18 protein-coding genes and 2 pseudogenes are annotated in these 23,812 nt (G+C 67.6%); 7 read left to right on the top strand and 13 right to left on the bottom strand.

Translation table 11 applies throughout. The annotated features are described in order from the left end of the window. Positions 1-149 precede the first annotated feature (149 nt). From kstD to BKA16_RS08745, 3 genes are read left to right on the top strand one after another with little or no spacing between them, the layout of a single operon-like run. Positions 150-1,847: a 3-oxosteroid 1-dehydrogenase gene (gene kstD, locus BKA16_RS08755; protein ID WP_183370293.1), complete on the top strand. Its 1,698-nt coding sequence runs from the start codon at positions 150-152 to the stop codon at positions 1,845-1,847. Between the two features lie 3 nt (positions 1,848-1,850). After that, the gene (locus BKA16_RS08750; protein WP_183370292.1) at positions 1,851-2,711 is read left to right on the top strand and encodes a MaoC/PaaZ C-terminal domain-containing protein; all 861 of its coding nucleotides are present in this window, start codon (positions 1,851-1,853) and stop codon (positions 2,709-2,711) included. A 14-nt stretch (positions 2,712-2,725) separates the two neighbouring features. After that, the gene (locus BKA16_RS08745) at positions 2,726-3,157 is read left to right on the top strand and encodes a DUF6918 family protein (protein WP_183370291.1); all 432 of its coding nucleotides are present in this window, start codon (positions 2,726-2,728) and stop codon (positions 3,155-3,157) included. A 67-nt stretch (positions 3,158-3,224) separates the two neighbouring features. Here the strand turns inward: BKA16_RS08745 and BKA16_RS24070 are convergent, their stop codons facing one another. Continuing rightward, positions 3,225-3,359: a hypothetical protein gene (locus BKA16_RS24070; protein ID WP_281378398.1), complete on the bottom strand. Its 135-nt coding sequence runs from the start codon at positions 3,357-3,359 to the stop codon at positions 3,225-3,227. 119 nt (positions 3,360-3,478) lie between these two features. On the opposite strand from BKA16_RS24070, the gene BKA16_RS08740 reads away from it, so the two are divergent. Both BKA16_RS08740 and BKA16_RS08735 read left to right on the top strand, forming a co-directional pair. Beyond that, positions 3,479-5,059: an MFS transporter gene (locus BKA16_RS08740; protein ID WP_183370290.1), complete on the top strand. Its 1,581-nt coding sequence runs from the start codon at positions 3,479-3,481 to the stop codon at positions 5,057-5,059. A 243-nt stretch (positions 5,060-5,302) separates the two neighbouring features. Continuing rightward, on the top strand, positions 5,303-6,916 hold the full coding sequence (locus BKA16_RS08735; protein WP_183370289.1) for an ABC-F family ATP-binding cassette domain-containing protein: 1,614 nt from the start codon (positions 5,303-5,305) through the stop codon (positions 6,914-6,916). Between the two features lie 18 nt (positions 6,917-6,934). Here BKA16_RS08735 and BKA16_RS08730 read toward each other — a convergent pair whose 3' ends face one another. The 7 genes from BKA16_RS08730 to BKA16_RS08700 all read right to left on the bottom strand — a co-directional run bounded on the left by BKA16_RS08730 (position 6,935) and on the right by BKA16_RS08700 (position 15,672). Next, positions 6,935-8,539 (bottom strand): AMP-binding protein, encoded by a 1,605-nt coding sequence (locus BKA16_RS08730; protein WP_183370288.1) that lies wholly within the window; start codon positions 8,537-8,539, stop codon positions 6,935-6,937. A gap of 53 nt (positions 8,540-8,592) precedes the next feature. Continuing rightward, positions 8,593-9,771 (bottom strand): lipid-transfer protein, encoded by a 1,179-nt coding sequence (locus BKA16_RS08725; protein WP_183370287.1) that lies wholly within the window; start codon positions 9,769-9,771, stop codon positions 8,593-8,595. Beyond that, the gene (locus BKA16_RS08720) at positions 9,768-10,175 is read right to left on the bottom strand and encodes a MaoC family dehydratase (RefSeq protein WP_343067333.1); all 408 of its coding nucleotides are present in this window, start codon (positions 10,173-10,175) and stop codon (positions 9,768-9,770) included. The genes BKA16_RS08725 and BKA16_RS08720 overlap by 4 nt, the downstream gene beginning before the upstream one ends. Beyond that, positions 10,172-11,182, bottom strand: coding sequence for a bifunctional MaoC family dehydratase N-terminal/OB-fold nucleic acid binding domain-containing protein (locus BKA16_RS08715; protein WP_183370286.1), 1,011 nt, complete (start codon positions 11,180-11,182; stop codon positions 10,172-10,174). Before BKA16_RS08715 ends, BKA16_RS08720 begins: the two co-directional genes overlap by 4 nt. Positions 11,183-11,184: 2 nt before the next feature. Continuing rightward, complete coding sequence (locus BKA16_RS08710; protein ID WP_183370285.1) at positions 11,185-12,336, bottom strand: acyl-CoA dehydrogenase family protein; 1,152 nt, start codon at positions 12,334-12,336, stop codon at positions 11,185-11,187. After that, positions 12,327-13,319, bottom strand: coding sequence for an acyl-CoA dehydrogenase family protein (locus BKA16_RS08705; RefSeq protein ID WP_183370284.1), 993 nt, complete (start codon positions 13,317-13,319; stop codon positions 12,327-12,329). The genes BKA16_RS08710 and BKA16_RS08705 overlap by 10 nt, the downstream gene beginning before the upstream one ends. A 223-nt stretch (positions 13,320-13,542) precedes the next feature. Next, a complete protein-coding gene (locus BKA16_RS08700; protein WP_183370283.1) occupies positions 13,543-15,672 on the bottom strand; it encodes an acyl-CoA dehydrogenase family protein in 2,130 nt (709 codons plus the stop codon). 126 nt (positions 15,673-15,798) lie between these two features. Between BKA16_RS08700 and kstR the strand changes: the two genes are divergently transcribed. Beyond that, on the top strand, positions 15,799-16,455 hold the full coding sequence (gene kstR / locus BKA16_RS08695; protein WP_183370282.1) for a cholesterol catabolism transcriptional regulator KstR: 657 nt from the start codon (positions 15,799-15,801) through the stop codon (positions 16,453-16,455). A 275-nt stretch (positions 16,456-16,730) separates the two neighbouring features. Here the strand turns inward: kstR and BKA16_RS08690 are convergent. From BKA16_RS08690 to BKA16_RS08675, 5 genes and pseudogenes are all read right to left on the bottom strand, one after another. Then, a pseudogene (locus BKA16_RS08690) lies at positions 16,731-17,285 on the bottom strand (IS1634 family transposase); the annotation flags it as partial. Between the two features lie 24 nt (positions 17,286-17,309). Then, positions 17,310-18,656 carry an IS256 family transposase gene (locus BKA16_RS08685; protein WP_183372970.1) on the bottom strand — a complete coding sequence of 449 codons (1,347 nt, stop codon included), beginning with the start codon at positions 18,654-18,656 and terminating at the stop codon, positions 17,310-17,312. An 84-nt stretch (positions 18,657-18,740) separates the two neighbouring features. Further along, positions 18,741-18,913: pseudogene (locus BKA16_RS24275) on the bottom strand (IS1634 family transposase); the annotation flags it as partial. Between the two features lie 592 nt (positions 18,914-19,505). Beyond that, positions 19,506-20,711 carry a CoA transferase gene (locus tag BKA16_RS08680; protein ID WP_183370280.1) on the bottom strand — a complete coding sequence of 402 codons (1,206 nt, stop codon included), beginning with the start codon at positions 20,709-20,711 and terminating at the stop codon, positions 19,506-19,508. A 165-nt stretch (positions 20,712-20,876) separates the two neighbouring features. Further along, on the bottom strand, positions 20,877-22,556 hold the full coding sequence (locus BKA16_RS08675) for an FAD-dependent oxidoreductase (protein ID WP_183370279.1): 1,680 nt from the start codon (positions 22,554-22,556) through the stop codon (positions 20,877-20,879). Positions 22,557-22,788: 232 nt separating this feature from the next. Between BKA16_RS08675 and BKA16_RS08670 the strand changes: the two genes are divergently transcribed. Next, the gene (locus tag BKA16_RS08670) at positions 22,789-23,652 is read left to right on the top strand and encodes a 3-carboxyethylcatechol 2,3-dioxygenase (protein WP_183370278.1); all 864 of its coding nucleotides are present in this window, start codon (positions 22,789-22,791) and stop codon (positions 23,650-23,652) included. The last annotated feature ends 160 nt before the right edge of the window (positions 23,653-23,812 follow it).

Genomic DNA, 23,812 nt, shown 5'->3' with positions numbered 1-23,812 from the left:
CCCCGCTCGACCCACGGACCTCGCGGCCGTACGCGGCGACGCCGACCTTCCCGGACACGCACGACTGGTCTACCCTGTTCTATAACACGTTCTATAACTTGTTCTAGTTTTGTGGACCGGTCCGCGCACTGGAGGACGAAGGGAAGTACATGGCCAACGAAGAGTTCGACGTCATAGTCGTGGGAGCGGGCGGAGCAGGATTGTCCGCGGCACTGACCGCGAAGACCAAGGGCCTGGACACCGTGCTGATCGAGAAGTCACCGTACTGGGGCGGTTCCACCTCCCGCTCCGGCGGCGGAGTCTGGATTCCGAACAACAGCGTGCTGCGGCGCGACGGCGTCACCGACACCGTCGACGACGCCCGACGCTACCTCCACGCCATCATCGGCGACCACGCGCCCGCCGACCGCATCGACGCCTACCTCGATCGCGGCCCCGAAGCGCTCGACTTTTTGATGGCGAACGCCCCGCTCGACCTCGAGTGGGTGAAGGGGTACTCGGACTACTACCCCGAAGCGCCCGGCGGGCGCGCGGGCGGACGTTCCGTGGAACCCAAGCCGTTCGATGCGGCACGCCTCGGCGACGACCTGGCCACCCTGCACCCGCAGTACACCAAGGCGCCCTTGAACATGGTGGTGCTGCAGTCGGACTACCGATGGCTCAACACCGGTCTGCGCCACTGGCGCGGGGTCACGCGCATGGCGAAGGTCGCCCTGCGATTCTTCTGGGCGCGCACACGCGGCAAGAAGCTGATCGCGATGGGCGCGGCCCTGGCCGCGGAGTTGCTGCTGGGGTGCAGGCAGGCGGGAGTCGACATCCGGCTGAGCACGCCGCTCGTCGATCTCATCACCGAGGACGGCGAAGTGGTCGGCGTGATCGCGGAAGTCGACGGAGTCGCGACCGAGCTGCGCGCACGACGCGGCGTGATCCTCACCTCCGGCGGATTCGAGCACAATGCCGAGATGCGGGCGAAGTACCAGCGTGCGCCGATCGGCACGGAATGGACCACGGGCGCCGCGTCGAACACGGGCGACGGAATCAGCGCGGCACTCAAGGCCGGTGCGGGCGTCTCGATCATGGACGATGCGTGGTGGGGTCCGACGATCCCGTTGCCGAAGGGACCGTGGTTCGCGTTGTCCGAGCGTTCGGTGCCGGGGACCTTCATCGTCAATCTCCGCGGCGAGCGGTTCATGAACGAGTCGCTGCCGTACGTCGAAGCGGTACATCAGATGTACGGGGGCGATTTCGGGCAGGGCGACGGTCCGGGCGAAAACGTTCCGTCCTGGCTGATCTTCGACCAGCGTTGCCGCAACCGATACCTGTTCGCGGGGATCACCGCCCGGCAGCCGCTGCCCAAGAGCTGGCTCGAGTCCGGCGTGGTCGTCAAGGCCGGAAGCATCGCCGAACTGGCCGAGAAGACCGGTCTGCCCGCGGACAAGCTCGCCGAGACCACCGCGCGGTTCAACGAATTCGCACGGGTCGGCGCCGACGAGGACTTTCACCGCGGAGACAGCGCTTACGACCACTACTACGGCGACATCACCAACAAACCGAACCCGAGTCTCGGCGCCGTCGACCAGGCCCCGTTCTACGCGGTCAAGATGGTGCCGGGCGACCTCGGCACCAAGGGCGGTGTCACCACCGACGCCGTCGGTCGAGCGCTCCGAGAGGACGGCACGGTGATCGACGGCCTGTACGCGGCGGGCAATACGAGCGCACCGGTCATGGGTCACACCTACGCCGGTCCGGGGGCCACGATCGGGCCGGCCCTGGTGTTCGGCTACCTGGCGGCTCTCGACGCCGTCGCGAAGACCGGAGCCCCGACGCAGCAACCCGCGGAGGCGTGAACGATGCCCATCGACCCCGACGTGGCCGTCGGTGCCGACCTCGGCGAGCAGACGTTCTCGTGGACTCCCCGCGAGATAGCTCTCTACAACCTGGCCGTCGGCGGGGCCGCCGACCCGATGGACGCCGTCGGACTGCAGTACGTCGACGACGTCGCCCCCAAGACTCTGCCGTCGTTCGCGACGGTGGCCGCGAACTTCATGGCCACCCAGGCGCCGAAGGTCGAGTTCCCCGGTGTGGACATCGACCTGGCGAAAGTGGTGCACGGCAGCCAGCAGGTGCGCGTGCACCGGCCGCTGCCCGCGACCGGGACGGCTACGACACGCACCCGGATCGCCGAAGTACAGGACAAGGGTTCGGCGGCGGTGATCGTTCAGGAGTCGGAGACCGTCGACGAGCAGGGCGCACCGCTGTGGACGGCCCGTTCGTCGATCTTCGCCAAGGGCGAGGGCGGTTTCGGCGGCGAGCGGGGAACGTCGACTCGCATCGTGATCCCCGACCGGGAACCGGACCACCGGATCATGGTGCCGACCCTGCCCCAGCAGGCCCTTCTGTACCGACTCTGCGGCGATCGCAATCCGTTGCACAGCGACCCGGCATTCGCCGCGGCCGCCGGATTCGATCGGCCGATCCTGCACGGACTGTGCACGTACGGCAGCGTGTGTCGCGCGGTGATCGACGCGGTGTACGACGGTGACGCGACCGCCGTGGTGGACTATTCGGCGAGTTTCGCCGGGATCGTGTTCCCCGGCGAGACACTGCGCATCGACGCCTGGGATGATGGCGGGCGACTGCTTGGCGCGGTGAACGTCGTCGATCGTGACGACGCCGCTGCACTGGGCAACGTCGTTTTCAGCACTTCCTAGCCGAAAGGACCTGCATGTCCACGTCTCTGCTGCCTGTTCTCGACAACAACCGGGAGGCCCTCACCACCGATTTCGTCGACGTCATCGACGCGGAGGTGAAGAAGCAGTCCGGTCTGTCGGGCACCGCGGTCAAGGCCGCGTACGGCGCCGCGCAGAAGGTGAAGCCGGGCGTCGTCGCCAGTGCCACCAAAAAGATGCTGCCCGACTTCCTGACCGCGCTGTCGCCGCTGTGGGACTCCAAGCCCGCCGGCACCGCGTTCGGCGATCACCTGGCGGCCAACAGCGACACCGCCGCCGAGGCTCTGCTCGCGGTGACCGACGGTCGCGCCGAGTCGGCGCCCGCCGGTCTCACCAAGGCGTACAAGAGCCTGCGCGGCAAGGCCAAGGGCTATGTCACCGACGCCCTGGTCCCGGTCGGAACCGTGATCGAGAAGTACGCCGGCTGATCCCGATGACCGCCCCAGACGCCGCCCGACGCATCCCGCGTCGGGCGGCGTCTGTCGTCTGTGGCGCTCAGGCGGCGCTGGTCAGGATGAGGACCAGGACCGCGACGACGGCGATCACGCCCGCCAGGAGGATGAGGAGACGGCCGACGTGGAGCCGGACGTCACGGAGTTCAGAAGACCGCGCGATTGGATCTGCAGCCATGATGTTCCACTTTCACTCGTGTGGGTCGGTTGTTTATCCGCGTGACTACAGTTACACAAGTTACTAGAGAAACAGGTGAACTAACGATGCGTGTCGGGAATCGACCGGATGACGGCTCCATGACTTTTCGCGCGGCGTGGCTGATCCTGATCTCCTGTGCGGCGGTCAGTCTCGTGGTCGCGGCGATGGCCGCGCTGAACACGGCGCTGCCGGACATCGCCGCCGAGACCGGTGCGACCAACTCGCAGATGACGTGGATTCTGGACAGCTACACGCTGATTCTGGCCGCGCTGCTGCTCCCCGCGGGCGCGATCGGCGACCGCCTCGGTCGCCGCGGCGTCCTGTTGATCGGTCTGATCGTGTTCGGCGTGGGATCGCTGGCCGCGATCTGGGTCGACACGCCGAACCAGCTGATCATCACCAGGCTCGTCGCCGGTGCGGGCGCCGCGCTGATCATGCCGACCACGCTGTCGTTGATCACCGCGGGGGTGCCGCGTGAGAGGCGCGCGATCGCGATCAGCGTCTGGGCCGCGGTCGCCGGCGCGGGTGCGATCGCCGGCTTCTTCGTCACCGGCGTCCTCATGAACTATTTCCACTGGCATTCGGTGTTCATCACGTTCGCCGCGTCGACGCTGGCGGTGCTCGTCCTCGTACTGACGATCGGCACGTCGAAGGACGACGCCCCCGGACGGTTCGACGTGATCGGGTCGCTGACGTCGATGGCGGCGGTGGCCGGCGTCGTGTTCGGGCTCATGGAGGCTCCGCATCGAGGCTGGAGCGATCCGTGGATCCTGGTGTGCCTGATCGGCGGCGTCGTCCTGATCGGCGTGTTCATCGTCGTCGAACACCGGCGCGACGAGCCGCTGCTCGACGTCGACCTGTTCCGCAACCGGGCCTTCGCGTCCGGGTCGCTGTCGGTGTCGCTGCAGTTCCTCGCATCGTTCGGAATGTTCTTCCTGATCCTGCAGCAGCTGCAGCTGGTGTTCGGCTATTCGCCGCTCAAATCGGCGATCGCCCTGTTCCCGATGGTCGTCGGCGTCGGGGTGTTCGCCCTCGTCGGCAACTACGTCGCGGTCCGCTTCCATTCGCTCCGGTTCGTGCTGGCGATCGGCATCGGCATCGCCGCGATCGGCGTGATCGCCCTCGGCGTGTTCGACATCGACGTGTACTGGAAGGTCGGCGTCATGCTGAGCGTGTGCGCGGTCGGCATCGGCCTGGCCACGGCGCCGTCGACGACGGCGATCATGTCGAACACACCGCTGGAGAACCAGGGCGTCGGATCGGCCGTCAACGACACCGCCCGCGAACTCGGCGCGGCGATCGGCATCGCCCTGGCCGGCAGCATCATGGCTGCGGGCTACTCCGACCGGATCGGTCCGACCGCCGAGGCGGCGAAGGCTCAGCTCGGCGCCGTCGACCCGCATGCGGCGACCGTGGCCGATGAGGCGATCCGCGGTTCCATGGCCGGTGCGGTGAAGGTCAGCGAGCAGTTGCCGCCTGCCGCATCGGAGCTCGCCGACCACATCGCGGCGGGGGCGCGGGCCGCGTTCGAACCGCCGTTGCAGACCTCGTTCCTGGTGCTCGGCAGCGTACTGGCCGTCGGTGCGGTGTTCCTGGGATGGTTCGCGCCGAGCAAGGTGATCGCCGACGACGAGTCCGCTGCCGCCACCACCGAGCGAGAGTCCGAGCCGCTCGCGTGAGGTCGGCGGCCTCCCTCTGGTAGCCAGGTCGAGACCCCGGAACACCAGGTGAGCGGACCGCACGACTGACGCGCTCGACGGTCCACCGGACGGCTTCGGCCGATCCGGCGCCCGGTGGTCACGGCCGGAGAAATCAGATGCGCGCCCCTGATCGGCCGCGTAAGGTCTCGCCCGTGGAGTAACTCATCGCCGCCGTCATACACGGCACCGCACACCCGACCTCTCTGGCGAATCGAGTCATCCATGTCCACTCCCCCGCAGTCCTCCGTCGTGCTTCGCGACGTCTCCTTCACCTGGCCAGACGGCGGCGTCGCGCTCGACGGCGTCGACGGCGCGTTCGGCGACGGCAGAACCGGACTGGTCGGCCGCAACGGGTCGGGCAAGTCCACTCTCCTCCGCCTCATCGCCGGCGAACTGGCGCCCACCCGCGGACGCGTCGACACGAGTGGCGACGTCGGATACCTGCCGCAGACGCTCACCCTCGACGACGACACGTCCGTCGCAGAACTGCTCGGCATCGCACCGAAGCTCGCGGCGTTGCGCGCCATCGAGTCCGGCGACGTCGACGAGAGTCGTTTCGAGACGATCGGCGACGACTGGGACATCCAGGCTCGAGCCGTCGAAGCGCTCGATCGGATCGGCCTCGGCCCCGACTACCTCGACCGCCGCGTGTCCGAGGTCTCCGGCGGCGAGGCGATGCTGCTCGCCGTCACCGGACTGTCACTGCGGCGGACGCCCGTCACTCTGCTCGACGAGCCGACGAACAACCTGGATCGGCCGACCCGGGCCCGGCTCGCCGGGTTGGTCGACGAGTGGCCGGGGACGCTCATCGTCGTCAGTCACGACCTCGAACTCCTCGAGCACACCGATGCGACCGCCGAACTGTACGGTGGCGCGATCACCGTGTTCGGCGGACCGTACAGCGCATGGCGAGCGCATCTCGAGGCCGAGCAGGAGGCCGCGGCGGCGGCGGCGCGCACCGCACAGCAGACACTCAAAGCCGAGAAACGGCAACGAGTCGACGCGGAGACGAGGCTCGCGCACCGAGCCAAGGCCGGGAAGAAGGCACAAGCCGACGGCGGCCTCCCCAAGATCCTCGCCGGCGCCCGCAAACGGCGTGCCCAGGAATCGGCGGGCGACCTGAGGACGACGCTCGACAACAGGATCGACGCCGCTCAGTCGGCCGTCGACGCCGCCGACGCCAGGGTCCGCGACGACGACCACATCAGTCTCGACCTGCCCGTCCCCGATCTGCCGCGCAGCAGACAGCTCATCGCCTTCACCGCGGGCGACGCCGAGATCGTGGTGCAGGGGCCGGAGCGGGTGGCCCTCGTCGGTCCCAACGGCTCGGGCAAGTCGACCCTGCTCGCGCAGCTGGTGAACCGCTCCGATCCGACACCGGGACGGACGGCGGGCCGGCTGCTCACCGAGTCGTTCGGCTATCTGCCGCAGCGGCTCGACGGGCTCGACGACGGCGCCACCGCGCTCGAGAACGTGCAGTCCGTCGCCCCGCACACGGCGCCCGGGGACATCCGGAACGGCCTGGCCCGACTCCTCGTCCGCGGCGACGCCGTCGACCGCCCAGTCTCGACACTGTCCGGCGGCGAACGGTTCCGCGTCAGCATGGCGACCCTGCTGTTCGCCGACCCACCGTCGCAACTGCTGATCCTCGACGAGCCGACGAACAATCTGGACGTGACCAGCGTCGAACAACTCGGACAGGCGCTCGACGCCTACCGCGGCGCGCTGCTCGTCGTCAGTCACGACCTCCCGTTCCTCCGGCGACTCGGCATCGACGTCGTCCTGGAACTCGACGCCGACGGAGTCATGCACCGGCGCGGCGAACTCCCCTCGTAGACGCCGCGCACCCCGGACTCACACCGGGGCGGCCGCCGACTTGGCCCACTTGTAGTCGGCCTTACCGGCCGGAGTGCGCTTGACCTCGTCGACGAAGACGATGCTGCGTGGCACCTTGTAGCCGGCGAGAGTCTCGCGGCAGTGCTCCTGCACTTCGTCCAGCGACGGCTCCGGAGCCCCCTCCCGCAGCGACGCGACCGCGCCGACCCGCTGTCCGTATCGTTCGTCGGGCACCGGGACGACGAGAGCGTCCGAGATCGCCGGATGCGAGTGGAGCGCGGCCTCGACCTCCTCGGCGTACACCTTCTCCCCACCGGAGTTGATGCACTGGCTGCCGCGTCCCTGGAAGACGATGTGCTTGTCCTCGGTCAGGTAGCCCATGTCGCCCAGGACGGAGATCCGACGACCGTCGGGCAGCGTCGGGAACGTGCGGGCCGACTTCTCCTCGTCCTTGTAGTAGCCCAACGGCACGTTGCCCACTCGCGCGATGTAGCCGGGTTCGTTGGGCTCGGTGATCTGGTTGAATCGCTCGTCGACGACCATCATCTTCTCCGTCGGCGGCACCGACAGATTGCCGTCGGAGTCCATCATGATCTCACCGTCGTTCCCCGACTCGGAGGCGCCGAAGTTGTCGCGCAGCATCATGTCCGGCTTCACCGCGAGCATGCGGTCCCGCACGTGCTTGCTCCAGATCGCGCCACCGGAGGTGACCGAGAACAGCGACGACATGTCCGTGGTGTCCTTCTGCCGCTCCATCTCCTCGACCAGCGGGATGCCCATCGCATCGCCGACGATCAGAATGATCTGCGTCTGATCGCGCGGGATGTTCTCGATGATCTTCTTCGCGTCGAAGTCTCGCTCCAGGATCAGACGGCCGCCGAGCGCGATGAAGGTGAACAGCAGGTACGACGCCGCACCGTGCATCAGCGGCGCGGCGACCAGCGGGGCTATCGAGGGGAAGTTCTTCACCTCGCGGGCGATCTCGTCGAGGTCGGCCCGGGCGTCGCCGTACGGGTTGCCGCCGGAGATCGGTTTGCGGAAGAAGTCGTCGTGGCGCCACACGACGCCCTTCGGGTACCCGGTGGTGCCGCCGGTGTACAGCACGTAGTGCTCCTCACCGGTCCGCGGCTCGAAGTCGCGCTCGGTGGAGTTCTGCGTGTGCTCGGCGAAGTCGACGATCTCGACGTCGGCCTGCTCCACGGCCTGGGTCAGGGCGGGATCGACGTCGCCGATGACGAACACTGAGCGCACCAGAGGCAGCTTCGGCAGCAGCCGCGCCACCGCCTGCTGGTGTTCGGGCAGTTCGACGACGATCGCCTTCGAATCGGAGTTGTCGAAGATGTATTCGAGCTCGGCGTCGGTGTACCGATAGTTCACATTGATCGGAACCGCCCGCACCTTGATCAACCCGATCAGGCTGGTGACGTGCTCCACGCTGTTCTTCAAGAACAGTGCGACGTGATCGTCGAGCCCGTAGCCGTGCGCGGCGAACATGTGCGCCACCTGCGTGGTCAGCTCGTCCATCCGCTGGTAGGTGTACGACGTGCCCTCGTAGCTGAGCAGGACCCGCTCGGGCACTGCATCGACGACGGTCTCGAACACGTCTGCGAGGTTGAACTTCATCTCGGTCTTCTCCTTGATGCCTGGCTGGAAGCGGTGGGTCCGGGTGACGTGGGTCAGAGGGTGAGGATCAGGCCCGACGTGGGTACGCCGGTGCCCGCGGTGACGAGTGCTCTGGACGCGCCGGCGACCTGGTTCACCGAGTCGCCGCGCAGTTGGCGGACCGCTTCGGCGATCCCGTTCATCCCGTGGATGTACGCCTCGCCGAGCTGGCCGCCGTGCGTGTTCAACGGGAGGCGTCCGCCGACTTCGAGTGCGCCCGGCTCGCGGACGAAGTCCTTGGCCTCACCGCGACCGCAGAAGCCGAGTTCCTCGAGTTGGATCAGCGTGTACGGGGTGAAGTGGTCGTAGAGGACGGCCACGTCCACATCGTCGGGTCGCAACCCCGACTGGTTCCACAGCTGCCTGCCGACCAGGCCCATCTCCTCCAACGCGGGCAGGTCGTCGCGGTAGTAACTGGTCATGATGAACTGGTCGCTGCCGCTGCCGGACGCGGCACCGGCGATCGAGACGGGCGTCGTCCGGAGGTCCTTGGCTCGCTCCGGCGATACGACGACGATCGCGACCCCGCCGTCGGACTCCTGGCAGCAGTCCAGCAAGTGCAGCGGCTCGGCGATGTACCGCGACGCCTGATGGTCCGCCAACGTGATCGGTTTGCCGTAGAAGAAGGCGTTCGGGTTCACCGCGGCGTGCTTACGATCGACGACGGCCACCCGGCCGAAGTCCTCACTCGTCGCACCGTACGAGTGCATGTACCGCTGGGCGGTCATCGCGACGAACGCCGCGGGTGTCGACAGGCCGTGCGGATAGGAGAACGCGTTGTCGGTACCCGACGAGTTCTCCTGATTCGCGACGGCCGCGTTCACCTGGCCGAACCGGTTGCCCGACCGCTCGTTGAACGCACGATAGGCGACGGCCACGTCGCAGACGCCGGTCGCGACGGCCATCGCGGCCTGCTGCACCGTCGAGCACGCGGCCCCGCCGCCGTAGTGGATACGCGAGAAGTAGGTGAGCTTCGGGATGCCGACGGCGCGCGCCACCGCGATCTCCATGTTGGTGTCCATGGTGAACGTGACCAGACCGTCGACGTCCGACGGACCGAGGCCCGCGTCGGCGAGCGCCGCGTTGATGCATTCGGCGGCCAGCCGCAGTTCGCTGCGGCCGGAGTTCTTCGAGAAGTCGGTGGCGCCGATGCCTGCGATGGCGGCCTTGCCCGACAGAGTCCGATCGCTCATGCTCCACCGCCGTTCACGGTGCAGACGACGGTGGAGATCACGTGCTCGCCCAACGAGTTGGTTCCGGTCACCGCGATGGTCACCCGGGCGCCGTCGGTCGCGGTCACCTCACCGGTGAACGTCAACGAATCGTACGCGTACCAGGGCACACCGAGCTTGAGCGCGATGGAACGGATGCGGGCCGACGGCCCCGCCCAGTCGGTGACGAACCGCTCCACCAGCCCCGTGTCGGTCAGAATATTGACGAAGACGTCCTTGGATCCCTTCTGCTGCGCAAGATCTCGGTCGTGGTGGACGTCCTGGAAGTCGCGGGTGGCCAGGGCGCTGGCGACGACGAAGGTCGGAGTCGCGTCGATCGTCAGCGGCGGCAGCGCGGTGCCGACGGCGATGGTGGGGGCGGTCACTGCGGACCTCCTTCCGGTGTGAACGCGTACAGGGTCCAGGCGGGGCGGTCACCGTCCGGACTCGATCCCCCGCCGCTCCGATCGACTGCCGGAAAGTCGAGAAACGTCGCCTCGACGCGCATCCCGATCCGCACGTCGGTCGGATCCACGCCGCGCAGCTCACCGAGCATGCGCACGCCCTCCTCCAACTCGACGAGGGCGACGACGAACGGCAACGACCGTCCGGGCACCTTCGGCGCATGATGCACGACGTGGCTGTAGACGGTGCCGCGGCCGGAGGCGACGATGTAGTCCGTGGTGCCGAACTCGCCGTCGTCTCCGCGCGGCTTCCACGTGGCGGGGATCGGTGGATGCCGCAGCGATCCGTCGTCGAGCCGTTGAATCCGCAGCTCGTGTGCGGCGACGCCGTCCCAGAAGAACGCCGTGTCGCGCGAGGCGGTGGGTCGGATGAGTCGGGCGGGATCGAGGTCGGGCGTCGGATCCGCGGGCCTGGGCTTCGCTCCGGGCGCGAACTTCAGTATCCGAAAGTCCATCTCCGCGACGATCTCGTCATCGACGCGCCACGTGTTGCGCGTGGTGAAGAACCAGCCCTCTCCCAGCGCGGTGTGCTTCGGGCCGACGAGGTCGACGAGCTCGGAGCTGATCGTCACCTCCTCGCCGGGCGAGACGTACCGGTGGTAGACGGTGTCGCAGTTGGTCGCGACCACCGATGTGTAACCGGCCGCGTCGAGGAGTTCGGTCATCAGACCCAACGGATCGTCGTCCGTGCGGACACCGTGCAGGCCACGCATGGTCCAGACCTGAGCCATCGCGGGCGGGGCGACGATCCCGTCGTGACCGGCGGCACGAGCGGCGTCGGCGTCGACGTAGATCGGGTTCGCGTCGCCCATCGCCTCGATCCAGTTGTGGATCATCGGCCGGTTGATCGGGTCGCGGCCCGCCCGCGGCGCACTGGCGCCCGCGGCCTTGATCTCATCGGCCGCGGCGCGGATCTGCGCTGGCTGCATGCTCACCTCTTCACTCGCGGGAGACCGAGTCCGGCGGTGCCGATCATGTCGCGCATCACCTCGTTGACGCCGCCGCCGAAGGTGATGACGGCGTTTCGCTTGGCCGTCATGTCGAGCCAGTCCGCGAGGTCGGCGGTCGTCGGATCGGAGTAGTCGCCGTAGCGTCCGACGATCTCGTCGACCATCCGGTGCACGGTCTGCACTCGCTCGGTGGAGAACACCTTGGTGGATGCCGCCGCCGCCATCGAGATCTCTCCGCTGGAGGCGACCTGCCAGTTGAGGAGTTCGTTGAGCCGCTCCCACGCGTCGATCTGCGCGAGAGTGCGGCGCACCGGCGCCTCGGTGTCGACACCCGTGGCCCGTGCCCACCCGCGGACCTTGTCGGCGATTCCGCCGATCCGACCCGACGGCCCGAGCATCACGCGCTCGTGGTTGAGCTGGGTGGTGATCAGTCTCCAGCCGTCGCCCTCGTCGCCGACGCGCATCGACACGGGCACCCGGACATCGGTGTAGTACGTGGCGTTGACGTGGTGCGCACCGTCGGCGGTGATGATCGGGGTCCAGGAGAACCCCGGGTCGCGGGTGTCGAGGATGAGGATCGAGATCCCCTTGTGTTTGGGCAGGTCCGGGTCGGTCCGGCAGGCGAGCCAGATGTAGTCGGCGTCGTGGCCGCCGGTGGTGAAGATCTTCTGCCCGTTGACGACGTAGTTCTCGCCGGTCTCGTCGAGCACGGCCTTGGTGGTGAGCGACGCCAGGTCGGTGCCCGCGTCGGGTTCGGTATAGCCGATGGCGAAGTGCACGTCGCCCGCGAGGATCTTCGGCAGGAACAGGTCCTTCTGCTCGGCGGTCCCGTACCTCTGCAGAGTGGGTCCGACCGTCTGCAGGGTGACCGACGGCAACGGGACGTCGGCGCGAACGGCCTCGTTGGTGAAGATCTGCTGTTCGATCTCGCCGAACCCGCGTCCGCCGAACTCGGTCGGCCATCCGACACCGAGCCAACCGTCGGCGCCCATCTGCTTGATCACCTTGCGGTAGGTCTCACCGTGCCGCTCGGTGCGCATGACGGCGGCGTCGTCGTCGGAGACGAGGGTGGAGAAGTACGCGCGCAGTTCGTCGCGGAGCGCGAGCTGTGCCTCGGTCAATGCTATGAACACGTCAGCACCTCCAGGGTCCGATCGGCGCCGCCGACCAGTCGGGCAAGGTCTTTGGTCAGCGAGAAGTAGCGGTGCAGCGGATAGGTGACGTCCACGCCGATACCGCCGTGCAGGTGCGTCATGGTGCGCATGGTCGCCGGGAGTTCGGCGGCGATCTGATACGACGCGGTCGCCAGATCGTGTGCGGCGTCGCGCCCCTGTGCGAGTTCCCATGCGGCGGCGGTCGCGACCAGATCGAGGGTCGCGGCGATCACGTAGACGTCGGCGAGCTGCTGACCGACGGCCTGGAACGCCGCGATCGGCTTGCCGAACTGGTGGCGGGTGCTCACGTGCTCTGCGGTGCGGGCGACGGCGCCGGCGACGAGTCCGCTCGCATAGGCGGCGAGCACCGCGCGGTGCACGTCGACGAGCCGCCCGGCGTCGTCGGCGACGACCCGCGCGGGCGCGGCGTCGAAGCGGACCGTGCACTCGCCCCAGCCGGACGACGACGTGGTGCGGACGATCTCGACACCGGTGGCGGCAGCGTCGACGACGGCGACTCCCTGATCGGCGGCGACCAGCAGGACGTCCGCGACGTCGGCGTGCAGCACCCCGATCTTGGTACCGGTCACCGCGCCGTCGGCCAGCGTCACCGTCTGCGGGGCGCCGAGTGCCGATCCGGGTTCGGCGATCGCGACGGCGACGGCGCCGAGGTCCTCGCGCAGGACGAGCCCCGCGGTGAGGGCGCCCAGCAGCGGGGTGACGACCGCGTCGCGTCCGGCACGGACGATGAGCGGCCGCAGCGCGTCGATGTCGAGATCGTCGCCGCCCGCATCCGCGGGCAACGGCATCGCGGGAAAGCCTGCGTCGACGAACGCCTTCCAGGCGGCGTCGTCGAATCCACTGCCCGCGAAAGTGCTCTCCCAATCGGCTTCCAGGCGACGCATGAGCTCGTCAGCGGCCTCGGCGACGGCGGCGGCCTCGGGGTCCAGGGCGAAGTCCACCCGGTTCCTCCCATCTCAAGAATTAGAACTTGTTCTATTTGTATCAGATGGACGGTGCCGCTGGTCACAAGATCAGCCGCGCGGAAGACTTGGAATCGGTTCAACTCTCCGGTTCGGCCACATCGATCAGGTCTCGCCCAGTCGAGGAGAGCCCGAATCGCCGCGAGCGCGCAGTCTCCTCCGCGGTAGTGGCGACTCGTGTCGTCGGCTCCCCACCCTCTCCTCATCGCCTCGGCAGACCCAGTATCCGTTCCGCCGCGGCGTTCTTCAGGATCTGCGTCGTACCGCCCGCGATCGACAGACAGCGGTTCAGCAGCAGAAGCTCGGTGGCCGTCGTCGCACCGAGCCCGTCGACGCCGAGGAGATCGGTCGCGAACTCCGGTACGGCCTGCCGATGCACGACGCCGATCAGTTTCCGGACACTCGACGTGGCCCCGGGATCGGTGCCCGAGAGCCGCGCGGCCACCGCGCGGGCGTCGAGGACACGACCGATGTGCGCGTCGGCGATGATTCGACCGAGTTCGCGAGTCTGCTCGTCGTCGAGCTCGACGCCCTCGATCTGCTGGAGGAGTGCGTCCACCTCCTTGCCGAGTCCCGATCCCCCCATCGCGACGCGCTCATTGGCGAGGGTGGTCCGGGCCAGCCGCCAGCCGTCGTCGATCTCGCCGACCACCATCTCGTCGGGCACGACCACCCCGTCGAGGAACACCTCGTTGAACATGGCGCGACCGGTCAGCTCACGCAGCGGACGGATGTCGATACCGGGATCAGACATGTCGACCAGGAAGTACGTGATGCCCTTGTGCTTGGGCACATCGGGATTCGTCCGCGCCAGACACACCGCCCACTGCGACAGGTGCGCCTCCGACGTCCAGATCTTCTGCCCGGTGAGGAGCCAGCCGCCGTCGGTGCGGACCGCCCTGGTGCGCAGCGATGCGAGATCGGAGCCGGCCTCCGGTTCGCTGAACAGTTGGCACCAGCGGATGTCGCCTGCGAGGGTCGGCGCGACGAACGTCTCGCGCTGACGGTCGGTGCCGTGCTCGAGGATGGTAGGCAGCGCCCAACCCGCGATCACCAGATCGGGCCGGACGACTCCCACCCGGTCGAGTTCGGCGTCGATCAGCAGTTGCAGGGCGGGTCCGGCACCGAGACCGTACGGCTCGGGCCAGTGCGGAGCGAGCAGACCGGTGCGCGCCAGCGCGGCGCGGCGCCCGGACTCCGGCGCGGACGCGACCTCGGCCGCCGCGGCCGCGATCTCCGGACGACGGTCCCGCACCGACTCGAGGTCGAGGGAGAACTCGCGGCGCGCCCCGGCGCGCCCGAGGGCCGCGAGTTCGGTCCGCGCCACCGATCCGTGACCGAGCACCATGCGCGCCGCCAGTGCCGATCGCAGGTAGAGGTGCGCGTCGTGCTCGAAGGTGAAGCCGATGCCGCCGAGCACTTGGATCGCGTCCTTCGCGGTCGCGGGCGCGAGGTCGGCGACGAGTATCCGCGCGGCCAACTCGCTGAGGCGGATCTGATCGGCGCCGCCCGAGTCGATCGCCGACGCGAGGTCCCACGCCGCGGCGGCGAGTTGTTCGGAGCGACACAGCATGTCGGCACAGATCTGCTTGACCGCCTGGAACGAACCGATCGGCGCACCGAACTGCGTCCGCACCTTCGCATAGTCGACGGCGACGTCGAGGACGTTCCGGGCCACGCCCGCCTGATACGCGGCGATCCCCAGGACGAGCATCGCGGCCGGCAGGTCCCCGTCGGCCAGTGCGACGCCGGGTTCGTCGCCGAGTCCGGTGAGTCGGACCCGGTACGGCACGGCCGTGCCGTCGAGCGGCCCGTCCATCGGCGTCGCCTCGACGGCGGCCGTCAGCGGGTCGATCAGCCGCCAGCCGGAGGCCAGCGGAACCGCGACCCAGGCATCGTCGCTCCAGCCGGGCGTCGGGCCGAGGTCGAGCGCCCCGTCGACGACCGCCAGCGGCCCGGCCCCGGCGATCGCCGACGCCGGGACCACCGCGGGACGGTCCCCGGTCACCAACGACGCCGCCGCGTCGAGGCCGGCCTCCGCGGCCGCGTATGCGACGGCGACAGTCGAGGCCAACGGCCCGGGGACCAGGGCAGCACCGCAGGCCTGAAGCATCACCGCGACGTCGAGAACCGTGCCGCCGGCTCCGCCGCGCTCGTCGTCGACGGCCGCGGCGAACAGTCCGAGTCCGCCGAGTTCGGCCAGGAACGGACGCCACGACGGACCGGCGCCGTCGATGTCCGTCCGCACCGCATCGACCACCGATTTCGCGTTCGCCCACTCGGTTACACTGGAGTACACAGCCTGTTGGTCGGATGACGTGGCGATTGTCACGGGGTTTCCTCTGCGTTTCTGTTGGTGCGGCCAATTAGAACCTGTTCTAATAACACCTAGGGTGTACACCATCGAAGTGCCGCTGCCAACCAGCGACAGCCCGACCCGCACAGGAGGACTCCGCACATGGCAGGCCCGGCCAGCACCACGAGCGCCAGCGACGCACCGGCGCCGCCGCCTACTCCGGCACCGACGTCAGGCGCCGAAGTCGGGTCGGCGGCACAGCGTGAACGACGCCGTCGCATTCTCGACGCGACTCTCGCCCTCGCTTCCAAGGGCGGATACGACGCGGTCCAGATGCGAACCGTCGCCGACAAGGCCGACGTCGCCGTCGGCACCCTGTACCGCTACTTCCCGTCGAAGGTGCACCTGCTGGTGACCGCGCTGGCACGCGAGTTCGAGCGGGTCGAGGGACGCGTCGACCGCACTCAACTGCCGGGCGACGACGCCATCGGCCGTCTGCGTCACGTGTTGGACATGATCACCTTCGCGATGCAACGCGACCCGCTGCTCACCGAAGCGATGACCCGCGCCTTCATGTTCGCCGACGCGTCGGCGACCGCCGAGGTCGACCGCGTGGCCAGCACGATCGACCGGCTGCTGGCGGGCGCGATGCTCGACCCGTCCGATCCGAACGAGCCGTCCGAACTGGAGTTGTCGATCGCCCGCGTGATCTCCGACGTGTGGATGTCGAATCTCGTCCAGTGGCTCACGCGCCGCGTGTCGGCCACCGACGTCACCAACCGCATGGAGCTGACCGTCAAGCTGCTGCTCGACAAATAGGGGCACGCTGCAGATCCAGCATGGCCTATCGGCTGCTCGGCTCTTCGCAACGCCGGACGGTAGTACATTCGGGGTAGTGCTACTCATTAGCGTCGCTTTTCGTTAATTAGTTCTCGGTCGATTCTTCTTCAGGTTCTCGTCAGCGGTCGATGATGCCGAACCGCTCTCGACGAGGTTGAGCCACGATCCCGACGTCAGCGTGAAGTGCACGTGCACGTTCGGATGCTCGGCCAGCCGGTCGCGGACTTCGGCCTGAGCTGGACCTCCTTAGTGCCTGATTTTAGCGCGTCGATGATCGCCGCCGCGTCGTCGTCGAGTGGGGTGCGTGCGGTCAGCTTGTGTCCGTCGATGTCGATGACCGCGGTGTGGATCGTGCGGAGGCTCTGCACGATCCTTTTGATTGAGGTCCCGGTCGTGTGTTGGAGGTCGCGAGCTACTGCCAGAGCGGCGGACACGATGGTCAGGTGGGCTTCGATCGAGTCGCGGGCGTGGTGGAAGATCGGGCGGGCGCGTACATCGGACTTGGCGATTCGAAAGGACTGCTCAACTCTCCAGAGATCCCGGTTCGCTGCGACGACGGCGAGCCCGTCCAACACCATCGGTGCGATGTCCGTGACGCATCCCTTGTAGCCGGTCGCGGCCCGAGCTCGCTCGATCGATTGTTCGTCGAGTCCGACGGTCTGGCCGGTGATTCTGACGAACCGCCGCTTGCGGATCGGTTCGTTCTTGTCGGCGACGCGTTGGGCTCGTTCTATCTGCGCGTTGAGAGTGCGGTTGTCGCGCTGATCTCGTTTCCATAGGTAGTGCCACACGAGCCTGTCAAGTTTTCTGTGTAAGTCGGTCTAGTGTTCGAGTTAGAGGTGACGGTCGATTCGTTCGGGATAGACCATCGATAACTGTTCGAGAGCGCGTTTCCAGTTCGTGGTGACCGCACCCTCGACGAGGCGTCCGGAGGCTCGTCGATCAGCGGCGTTCTTCCCGCGCTCCTTGGCGCGTTCGCGGGCGCGTTTGTCCTCGATGTTGCAGATGGCCAGCCACAACAGCTTCACTGCCGCGGCGTCGTTGGGGAACTGCCCGCGGTTCTTCGTGACCTTGCGCAGCTGGAAGTTCAACGACTCGATCGCGTTGGTCGTGTAGATGACCTTCCGTAACTCGGGAGGGAACGTCAGGAACGGGATGAACCGGTCCCACGCTGCCCGGAACGACTTCACTGCCGATGCATACTTCCGCCCCATGTCGGAGTCTTCGAACGCGTCTAATGCGTCGGCGGCGGCCTGCTCGGTCGAGGCCTGATAGATCGGCTTCAACAGGCGCACGACGGCTTTGCGGTCGGTGTAGGAGACGAACCGCATCGACGCCCGGATCAGGTGCACCACACATGTTTGGACCGTCGCTTGCGGCCACGTGGCCTCAACGGCCTCAGCGAACCCGGTCAGCCCGTCACAGCACACGATGAGCACGTCCGCGACTCCGCGGTTGCGGAGCTCGGCGCAGACCCCAGCCCAGAACTTGGCACCCTCATGCTCCTGGATCCAGATGCCCAGGACGTGTTTGACCCCGTCCATGTCGACGCCGACGGCAATGTGCGCGGCCTTGTTGATCACGTGCCCGCCGTCACGGATCTTGACCACGATCGCGTCCAGGTAGATGACCGGGTACAGGGCGTCGAGGTCGCGGGTCTGCCACCGGGTCACTTCGTCGGAGACCTCGTCGGTGATCTTCGAAATCGTCTCGTGCGACAAGTCGGTGCCGATCGTCGAGATCAGGTGATGCTGAATGTCTCGGATCGTCATCCCACCCGCATACAGGGACACGATCATCCCGTCGAGCCCGTCGAGGCGGCGCTGCCCCTTACGCACGAGCATCGGCGTGAAGGTGCCGTCCCGATCACGCGGGACGCTGATCTCCACATCGCCGACCTCGGTCGCCAGCGTCTTCGCGCTGTAGCCGTTGCGCGAGTTCGGAAACGACGAGGCGTCGGCGTCACCAGTCTCGTAGCCGAGGTGCTCGGTCAGCTCGACGTTGAGCCCTCGCTCGAGGGTGGCCTTCAACAAGGCGTTGAGGAGGCCGTCTTCGCCGGCGATCGGCTGGCCGGCGTCGATCTGGGCGAACACGCCGTCCAACGCCCCGGAAGCGACGAGTTGATCGACGGTCGCTGCCTGGCGTCGTCGGCGTTCTTCACGCGAAACAGGTTGATCCACAACTACATTCTCTTCGATGGTCACGAGGTGAGTTCCTTTCAGGACTGAACATCACCGCTTACACACACCATCTGACACGCCCTGCCACACCACGCGCCGATCACGGCGATCCTTCCCGGGCCCATCGGGCGTGTCAGCTCGACAATGCCGTTGTCGGCGATACGGTTACCGCGTTCACCGAAATGCGCTTCGAGTTCCCTCGGCGCCTTCGACGTGCGTGAGCCGACGATGAACTTCAGCCTGGCATCGTCGAGGGCCCCGGCCGATCACCATCGAGCAGGCCCGCCGTCCCGTCGCACAGGTACCGGCACCGCCGCTTGCGCGCCGTTGGGATCGACACCCCGACGACCTCACTGATATGCGCGTTCACCACACTTCGGCGGCCGATGCCACGATCCGCGCCCGCCACACCAGACCGGCCGATGTCGACGTCGATCACAGCGGGTGCTGGATCCAGCGTGTCCAAGAACCGGGTTCAGGCCCCGTACCGTGACTCGGTACGACGCGCACAACGAGAAACCATTGCGCGGGGTGCTCGTGAGAGCGGGCGATCGTCCTCTGGCTCAAGAGGTTAAGAGGCACGCCCTACGGCACGTCAGGTACCGTCTCAGACCGAAGTGTTCGTTCTCCGGATCGCCGTTCGGTCCGAGGCCAACTCGGAGGCGATTCCAGAATTGGAGCCAGTGCCATAGAATCACGACCTCACGCTCGCGATCTCCTGCTGGTCAGCGGGGATGCTGGTGCGAGGCCGACCGTACGAGCAAGTGGCGGACGTACTCCTCGACAAGCGGGCCGGGATTCCACCGGTCGAGATTGACACTCGATGCGCCGTCGGGGTCGGGGCAGCGATCATGCCGTCGGCATTTCGCCGTCGACCTGCAGCGTCCCTGCGGCGAGCATCTCGGCGATCTGTTGCGTGTCGACGCCGAACTCCGCGGCGATGTCGACGCTGTGCTGACCGAGTGCGGGCACCGCGTCCATGCGGGCTTCGCTGTCACCGATCGCCAGGGGCGGGAGGAGGGCGTCTACCGGGCCCGCAGAGGTCTGCACCGAACGCCATCGATCACGCCCGCGCAGGACCGGATGATCGAGGAACTCGGCCACCGTGTTCACTCCGGCGAACGCGATGCGGGCACGCCCGAGCAGGTCGGTGAGATCGTCGGTGGATCGTGCGTCGAACCGTTCGGCGACCAGAGTGTTCAGCTCGTCGCGATGTGCCACCCGAAGCGTGTTGGTCGCGAACCGCGGATCGGCTGCCAGGACCGGGTCGTCGAAGACGTCCACACAGAGCCGCTGCCACTCGGGTTCGTTCTGGATCGCCAGGAGGAACACGTGGCCGTCGCCTGCGGTGAACGGACCGTAGGGGGCGATCGTCGCATGCTGCGCTCCGAAACGCCCCGGTTGACGTCCCGCACCGGCGGTGAAGTGCGCGGGCTGCCCGAGCCATTCGGCGAGCGCCTCGAACAGCGACACTTCGATCGCGGCGCCGTCTCCGGTGACCTGACGTTGATACAGCGCGGCGAGCACCCCGGAGAAGCCGTACATTCCGGCCGCGATGTCGGCGACCGACACTCCGACCTTCGCCACGTCGTCGGGGGTACCGGTCAGCGAGACCAGTCCGGTCTCGCACTGCACCAGCAGGTCGTAGGCCTTCCGGTCGGCCCACGGACCGGTCCTGCCCCATCCGGTGATCGACAGGACGATCTTCCGGGGATCACGGGACCGCAGGTCGTCGGCACCGAGACCGAGACGTTCGGCCGCGCCGGGGCCAAGGTTCTGCACGACGACGTCGGCGCGGTCGGCGAGCCGCTGCAGGAGGTCGTGACCGGCGTCGGACTTGACGTCGATCGACACGGACTCCTTCGATCGGTTGAGCCAGACGAAGTAGCTCGCCAGTCCGTTCACCGATTCGTCGTATGCGCGAGCGAAGTCGCCCGCCCCGGTCCGTTCCACCTTGATCACCCGGGCGCCGAGATCGGCGAGCTGGCGGGTGGCGAACGGGGCCGCGACAGCGTGCTCGAGGGAGAGCACGGTAATGCCGGAGAGCGGAAGCACGGGTTTCCTCCAGGAGTTGTCGAGAACGGATGTCAGATCGCGAGCCCGCCCCGTTTGACGAGCTGCTTGGCGATCACGTTCTGCTGGATCTCGTGGGTTCCCTCACTATGTCTCCTTCGTGAGGATCGGGGGAGGTGGGCGAACAGTGGCCGGGATTCGGAGGTGTCAGTCGCCGCGGACTACGACGCGCATGTCCTCCAGCGAGACGAATTTCACCCGAGGACGCTTACGCGCCTTGCCCGCGGCCTTCTCGGCCGCGTCGATCGCCGACCACCCGGTGCCGTCGACGTGGTCCGGGGCCTTCTCGTCGAGCAGTGCAGCGAACTCGTCCTCTCTCATGGCCGGCTCGCCGAGGCCGCCGCCGGAGTAGTCCTGCAGGAGGCAGTCGACGGTGTCGATGGCGCACTTCTTGTTGGTGCCGATCACACCCGAGGGTCCACGCTTGGCCCACCCCGTCGTGTACAGTCCGGCGATCGGTTCGGTGCCGCCCGCCTCGGTCACCCGTCCGCCGATGTTGGGGACCGTGCCCCGGCTCTCGTCGAAGGGCACGCCCGGGACCTCGACGCCCCGATATCCGACGGCGCGCAGTACCAGGGACGCGTCGATCGTCTCGGTCTCGTCGGTCGGCGTCGCGATCACCGAACCGTCCGGGCCTGGCTCGAGCCGGTTCCGAACGACCTTCACGGCCTCGACGCGGTCGGTTCCGACGATCTCGGTCGGCGACGTCAGGTACCGCAGGACGAGTCGCTTGCGCGCACCGTTCGGCGCCTGGTCCGCGACGTCGCGGGCCACGCGTACCTTCGTCGTGAGCGACGAGTCGACGGTCGGCGAATCGAGCAGTTCCGCGGTGACGGGATCGATCGCCACCTCGTCGAGATCGATGAGGAAATCGACACCGGGGAGGTGACGCAGCGCCATCATCTCCGGGTTGGTGTAGCCGGCCTGAGCCACGCCGCGCCTGCCGAGGACGACGACCTCCTCGATATCGCTCGTCCGCAGCGCGTCCAGGGCGTGGTCGGCGATGTCGGTGCGGTCGAGTTCGTCCGGATCCGCCAGCAGGATCCGCGCCACATCCAGGGCGACGTTGCCGTTGCCGACGACCACCGCACGTCGACCGCTCAAGTCGAACTCGCGGGCGGCGTGGTCCGGATGGCCGTTGTACCACCCGACGAACTCGGTGGCCGCATGACTGCCCGGGAGGTCCTCGCCCGGGACGCCGAGGCGACGTGCCGACGATGCACCCACGGCGTAGATCACCGCGTGGTGGCTGGCGGCGAGCTCGTCGTGCGTGATGTCGACGCCGACCTCCACGCCCAGATGGAGCTCGAAGTTCCGACGCCTCTCCACGGTGCGGAAGACGTCCGTGACGCCCTTGGTGCTGGGGTGGTCCGGCGCGACGCCGAATCGGACCAGTCCGTACGGCGTCAGCAGTCGCTCGAACATGTTCACCTGCACGCCCTTGAGACCGATCAGCTCCGAGGCCGCATAGTAGGCGGCCGGGCCGGAGCCGACGATCGCGACACGCATGCCGGAGTAGTCCGCCTTGCGCCAGAGCGGCTTGGGCGCATCGAGGCCGCTCGACTCCATCGGATGCTGGTCGAAGTAGTCCTTGTTGAGGTCGAGGTACGGCTCCTCCTGCTCATCCAGATCGTCCTCGGACTTGATCGCGTCCACCGGGCACGCTTCGACGCATGCACCGCAATCGATGCACGACTGCGGGTCGATGTGCAGCATCTCGGTCCGCATGAACTCTGGCTCGTCGGGCGTCGGGTGAATGCAGTCCACCGGGCAGACGTCAACACACGAAGCCTCATTGCAGCACGGCTGCAGAATCACGAACGACATGGAGAGGGCCTTTCAATTCTGACACTTACGTACACTCTGTGTCGGACGCGCCCCCGTGTCAAGCGCATGCTCGACATCACTCACGACCGGTGACCTACGACCCAGCGCCGAACGCCGAGGAGATACGCGGATCGGGCCAATTCTCTCGACGCAGCCCGGAATATAATCTAACATCATCGTCACAGACATTCCGAAGCGGGAGCGCATCTTTGCGCATTCGGAGAGGAGAACTATGACAGCACGTGAACGCTTGGTCGTCTGCGCCAGTCACAGTCCGGGCATGGCTCGCGACGTCGAGCGCAGGTTCGGCGCCGAGTTCCGTGCCGAACTCGCCCGCGTACGCACGCAGGTCGCCGAGTTCGCGCCCGACCTGACGATCGTGTTCGGTGGAGATCATCGCCGCGCCTTCCGGCAGGTCGTCCCGGCGTTCGCCATCGCGATGTCGGCGTCGATCCTGCCGGAGGGCGGACATCCGGCAGAGGACATCGACGTCGCAGGCGACGTCGCCCTCGAGCTCACCGAATTCCTCCTGGCCGACGGCTTCGACATCGCGGCCTGCCGAGCCGTCGCCCTCGACCACGCCTTCGCTCAGCCGTTGCGCGACGTCGGCGGAGGCACCACCGCCAACGCGGTGATTCCTATACCGATCAACTGCGCGACCGCTCCCCTGCCCGCCGCGGCCCGAGTGCTGGCCCTCGGCGAAGCCGTCGGACGGTTCCTCGATGGCCTCGACGCGCGCGTCCTCGTCATCGGAACGGGCGGGCTCTCGCACTCCCCGCCCAGCCTCGAACTCGACGCGTTCGACATCAGCGACGAGGAGCGCGCCCGAGTCATCCGCGAAGGCGCCGCGACGGCACGGACCAAGATCAGACCGGCCTGGGACAGGCGGTTCCTCCAGGCGATCGAGGACTGGGACGTCGACACGCTCGTGACGATGACCGACAACGCACGCGCGGGCGGCGGCGTCGGAGCGAACGAACTCCGCACCTGGCTCGCGGCGGGCGCCGCCGGCGGCCGCGCCCTCCGCGCCGTCTCCTACCAACCCGTCGAGGAGTGGATCACCGGCATGGGGCTGGCGGTGTCCGTCGCCGGCTGAGGCGCGGCCTCGGACTGGAAGGAACTCGATGACGACGTTCACCCGAGACGGCCACCGCGTGGTCTACAAGGTCCTCAATCGCGCCGAGAACCCGGAACCCGGCGCTCCTCCGATCGACTTCCCCTCCCAGCAGATCGTCGAATACGCGGGAGAGGGCAAA

It is taken from the genome of Gordonia humi (genome assembly GCF_014197435.1).
GTDB classification, from domain to species: domain Bacteria; phylum Actinomycetota; class Actinomycetes; order Mycobacteriales; family Mycobacteriaceae; genus Gordonia; species Gordonia humi.
This window is presented reverse-complemented; position numbering and strand designations above follow the sequence as displayed.

What these genes read in the sequence shown, in the direction of transcription:
- BKA16_RS08750 (WP_183370292.1), top strand. Translation starts at nt 1,851, where the DNA reads ATGCCCATCGACCCCGACGTGGCCGTCGGTGCCGACCTCGGCGAGCAG.
- BKA16_RS24070 (WP_281378398.1), bottom strand. Translation starts at nt 3,359, where the DNA reads ATGGCTGCAGATCCAATCGCGCGGTCTTCTGAACTCCGTGACGTCCGG.
- BKA16_RS08675 (WP_183370279.1), bottom strand. Translation starts at nt 22,556, where the DNA reads ATGTCGTTCGTGATTCTGCAGCCGTGCTGCAATGAGGCTTCGTGTGTT.
- BKA16_RS08745 (WP_183370291.1), top strand. Translation starts at nt 2,726, where the DNA reads ATGTCCACGTCTCTGCTGCCTGTTCTCGACAACAACCGGGAGGCCCTC.
- kstR (WP_183370282.1), top strand. Translation starts at nt 15,799, where the DNA reads ATGGCAGGCCCGGCCAGCACCACGAGCGCCAGCGACGCACCGGCGCCG.
- BKA16_RS08735 (WP_183370289.1), top strand. Translation starts at nt 5,303, where the DNA reads ATGTCCACTCCCCCGCAGTCCTCCGTCGTGCTTCGCGACGTCTCCTTC.
- BKA16_RS08715 (WP_183370286.1), bottom strand. Translation starts at nt 11,182, where the DNA reads ATGCAGCCAGCGCAGATCCGCGCCGCGGCCGATGAGATCAAGGCCGCG.
- BKA16_RS08670 (WP_183370278.1), top strand. Translation starts at nt 22,789, where the DNA reads ATGACAGCACGTGAACGCTTGGTCGTCTGCGCCAGTCACAGTCCGGGC.
- BKA16_RS08730 (WP_183370288.1), bottom strand. Translation starts at nt 8,539, where the DNA reads ATGAAGTTCAACCTCGCAGACGTGTTCGAGACCGTCGTCGATGCAGTG.
- kstD (WP_183370293.1), top strand. Translation starts at nt 150, where the DNA reads ATGGCCAACGAAGAGTTCGACGTCATAGTCGTGGGAGCGGGCGGAGCA.
- BKA16_RS08740 (WP_183370290.1), top strand. Translation starts at nt 3,479, where the DNA reads ATGACTTTTCGCGCGGCGTGGCTGATCCTGATCTCCTGTGCGGCGGTC.
- BKA16_RS08725 (WP_183370287.1), bottom strand. Translation starts at nt 9,771, where the DNA reads ATGAGCGATCGGACTCTGTCGGGCAAGGCCGCCATCGCAGGCATCGGC.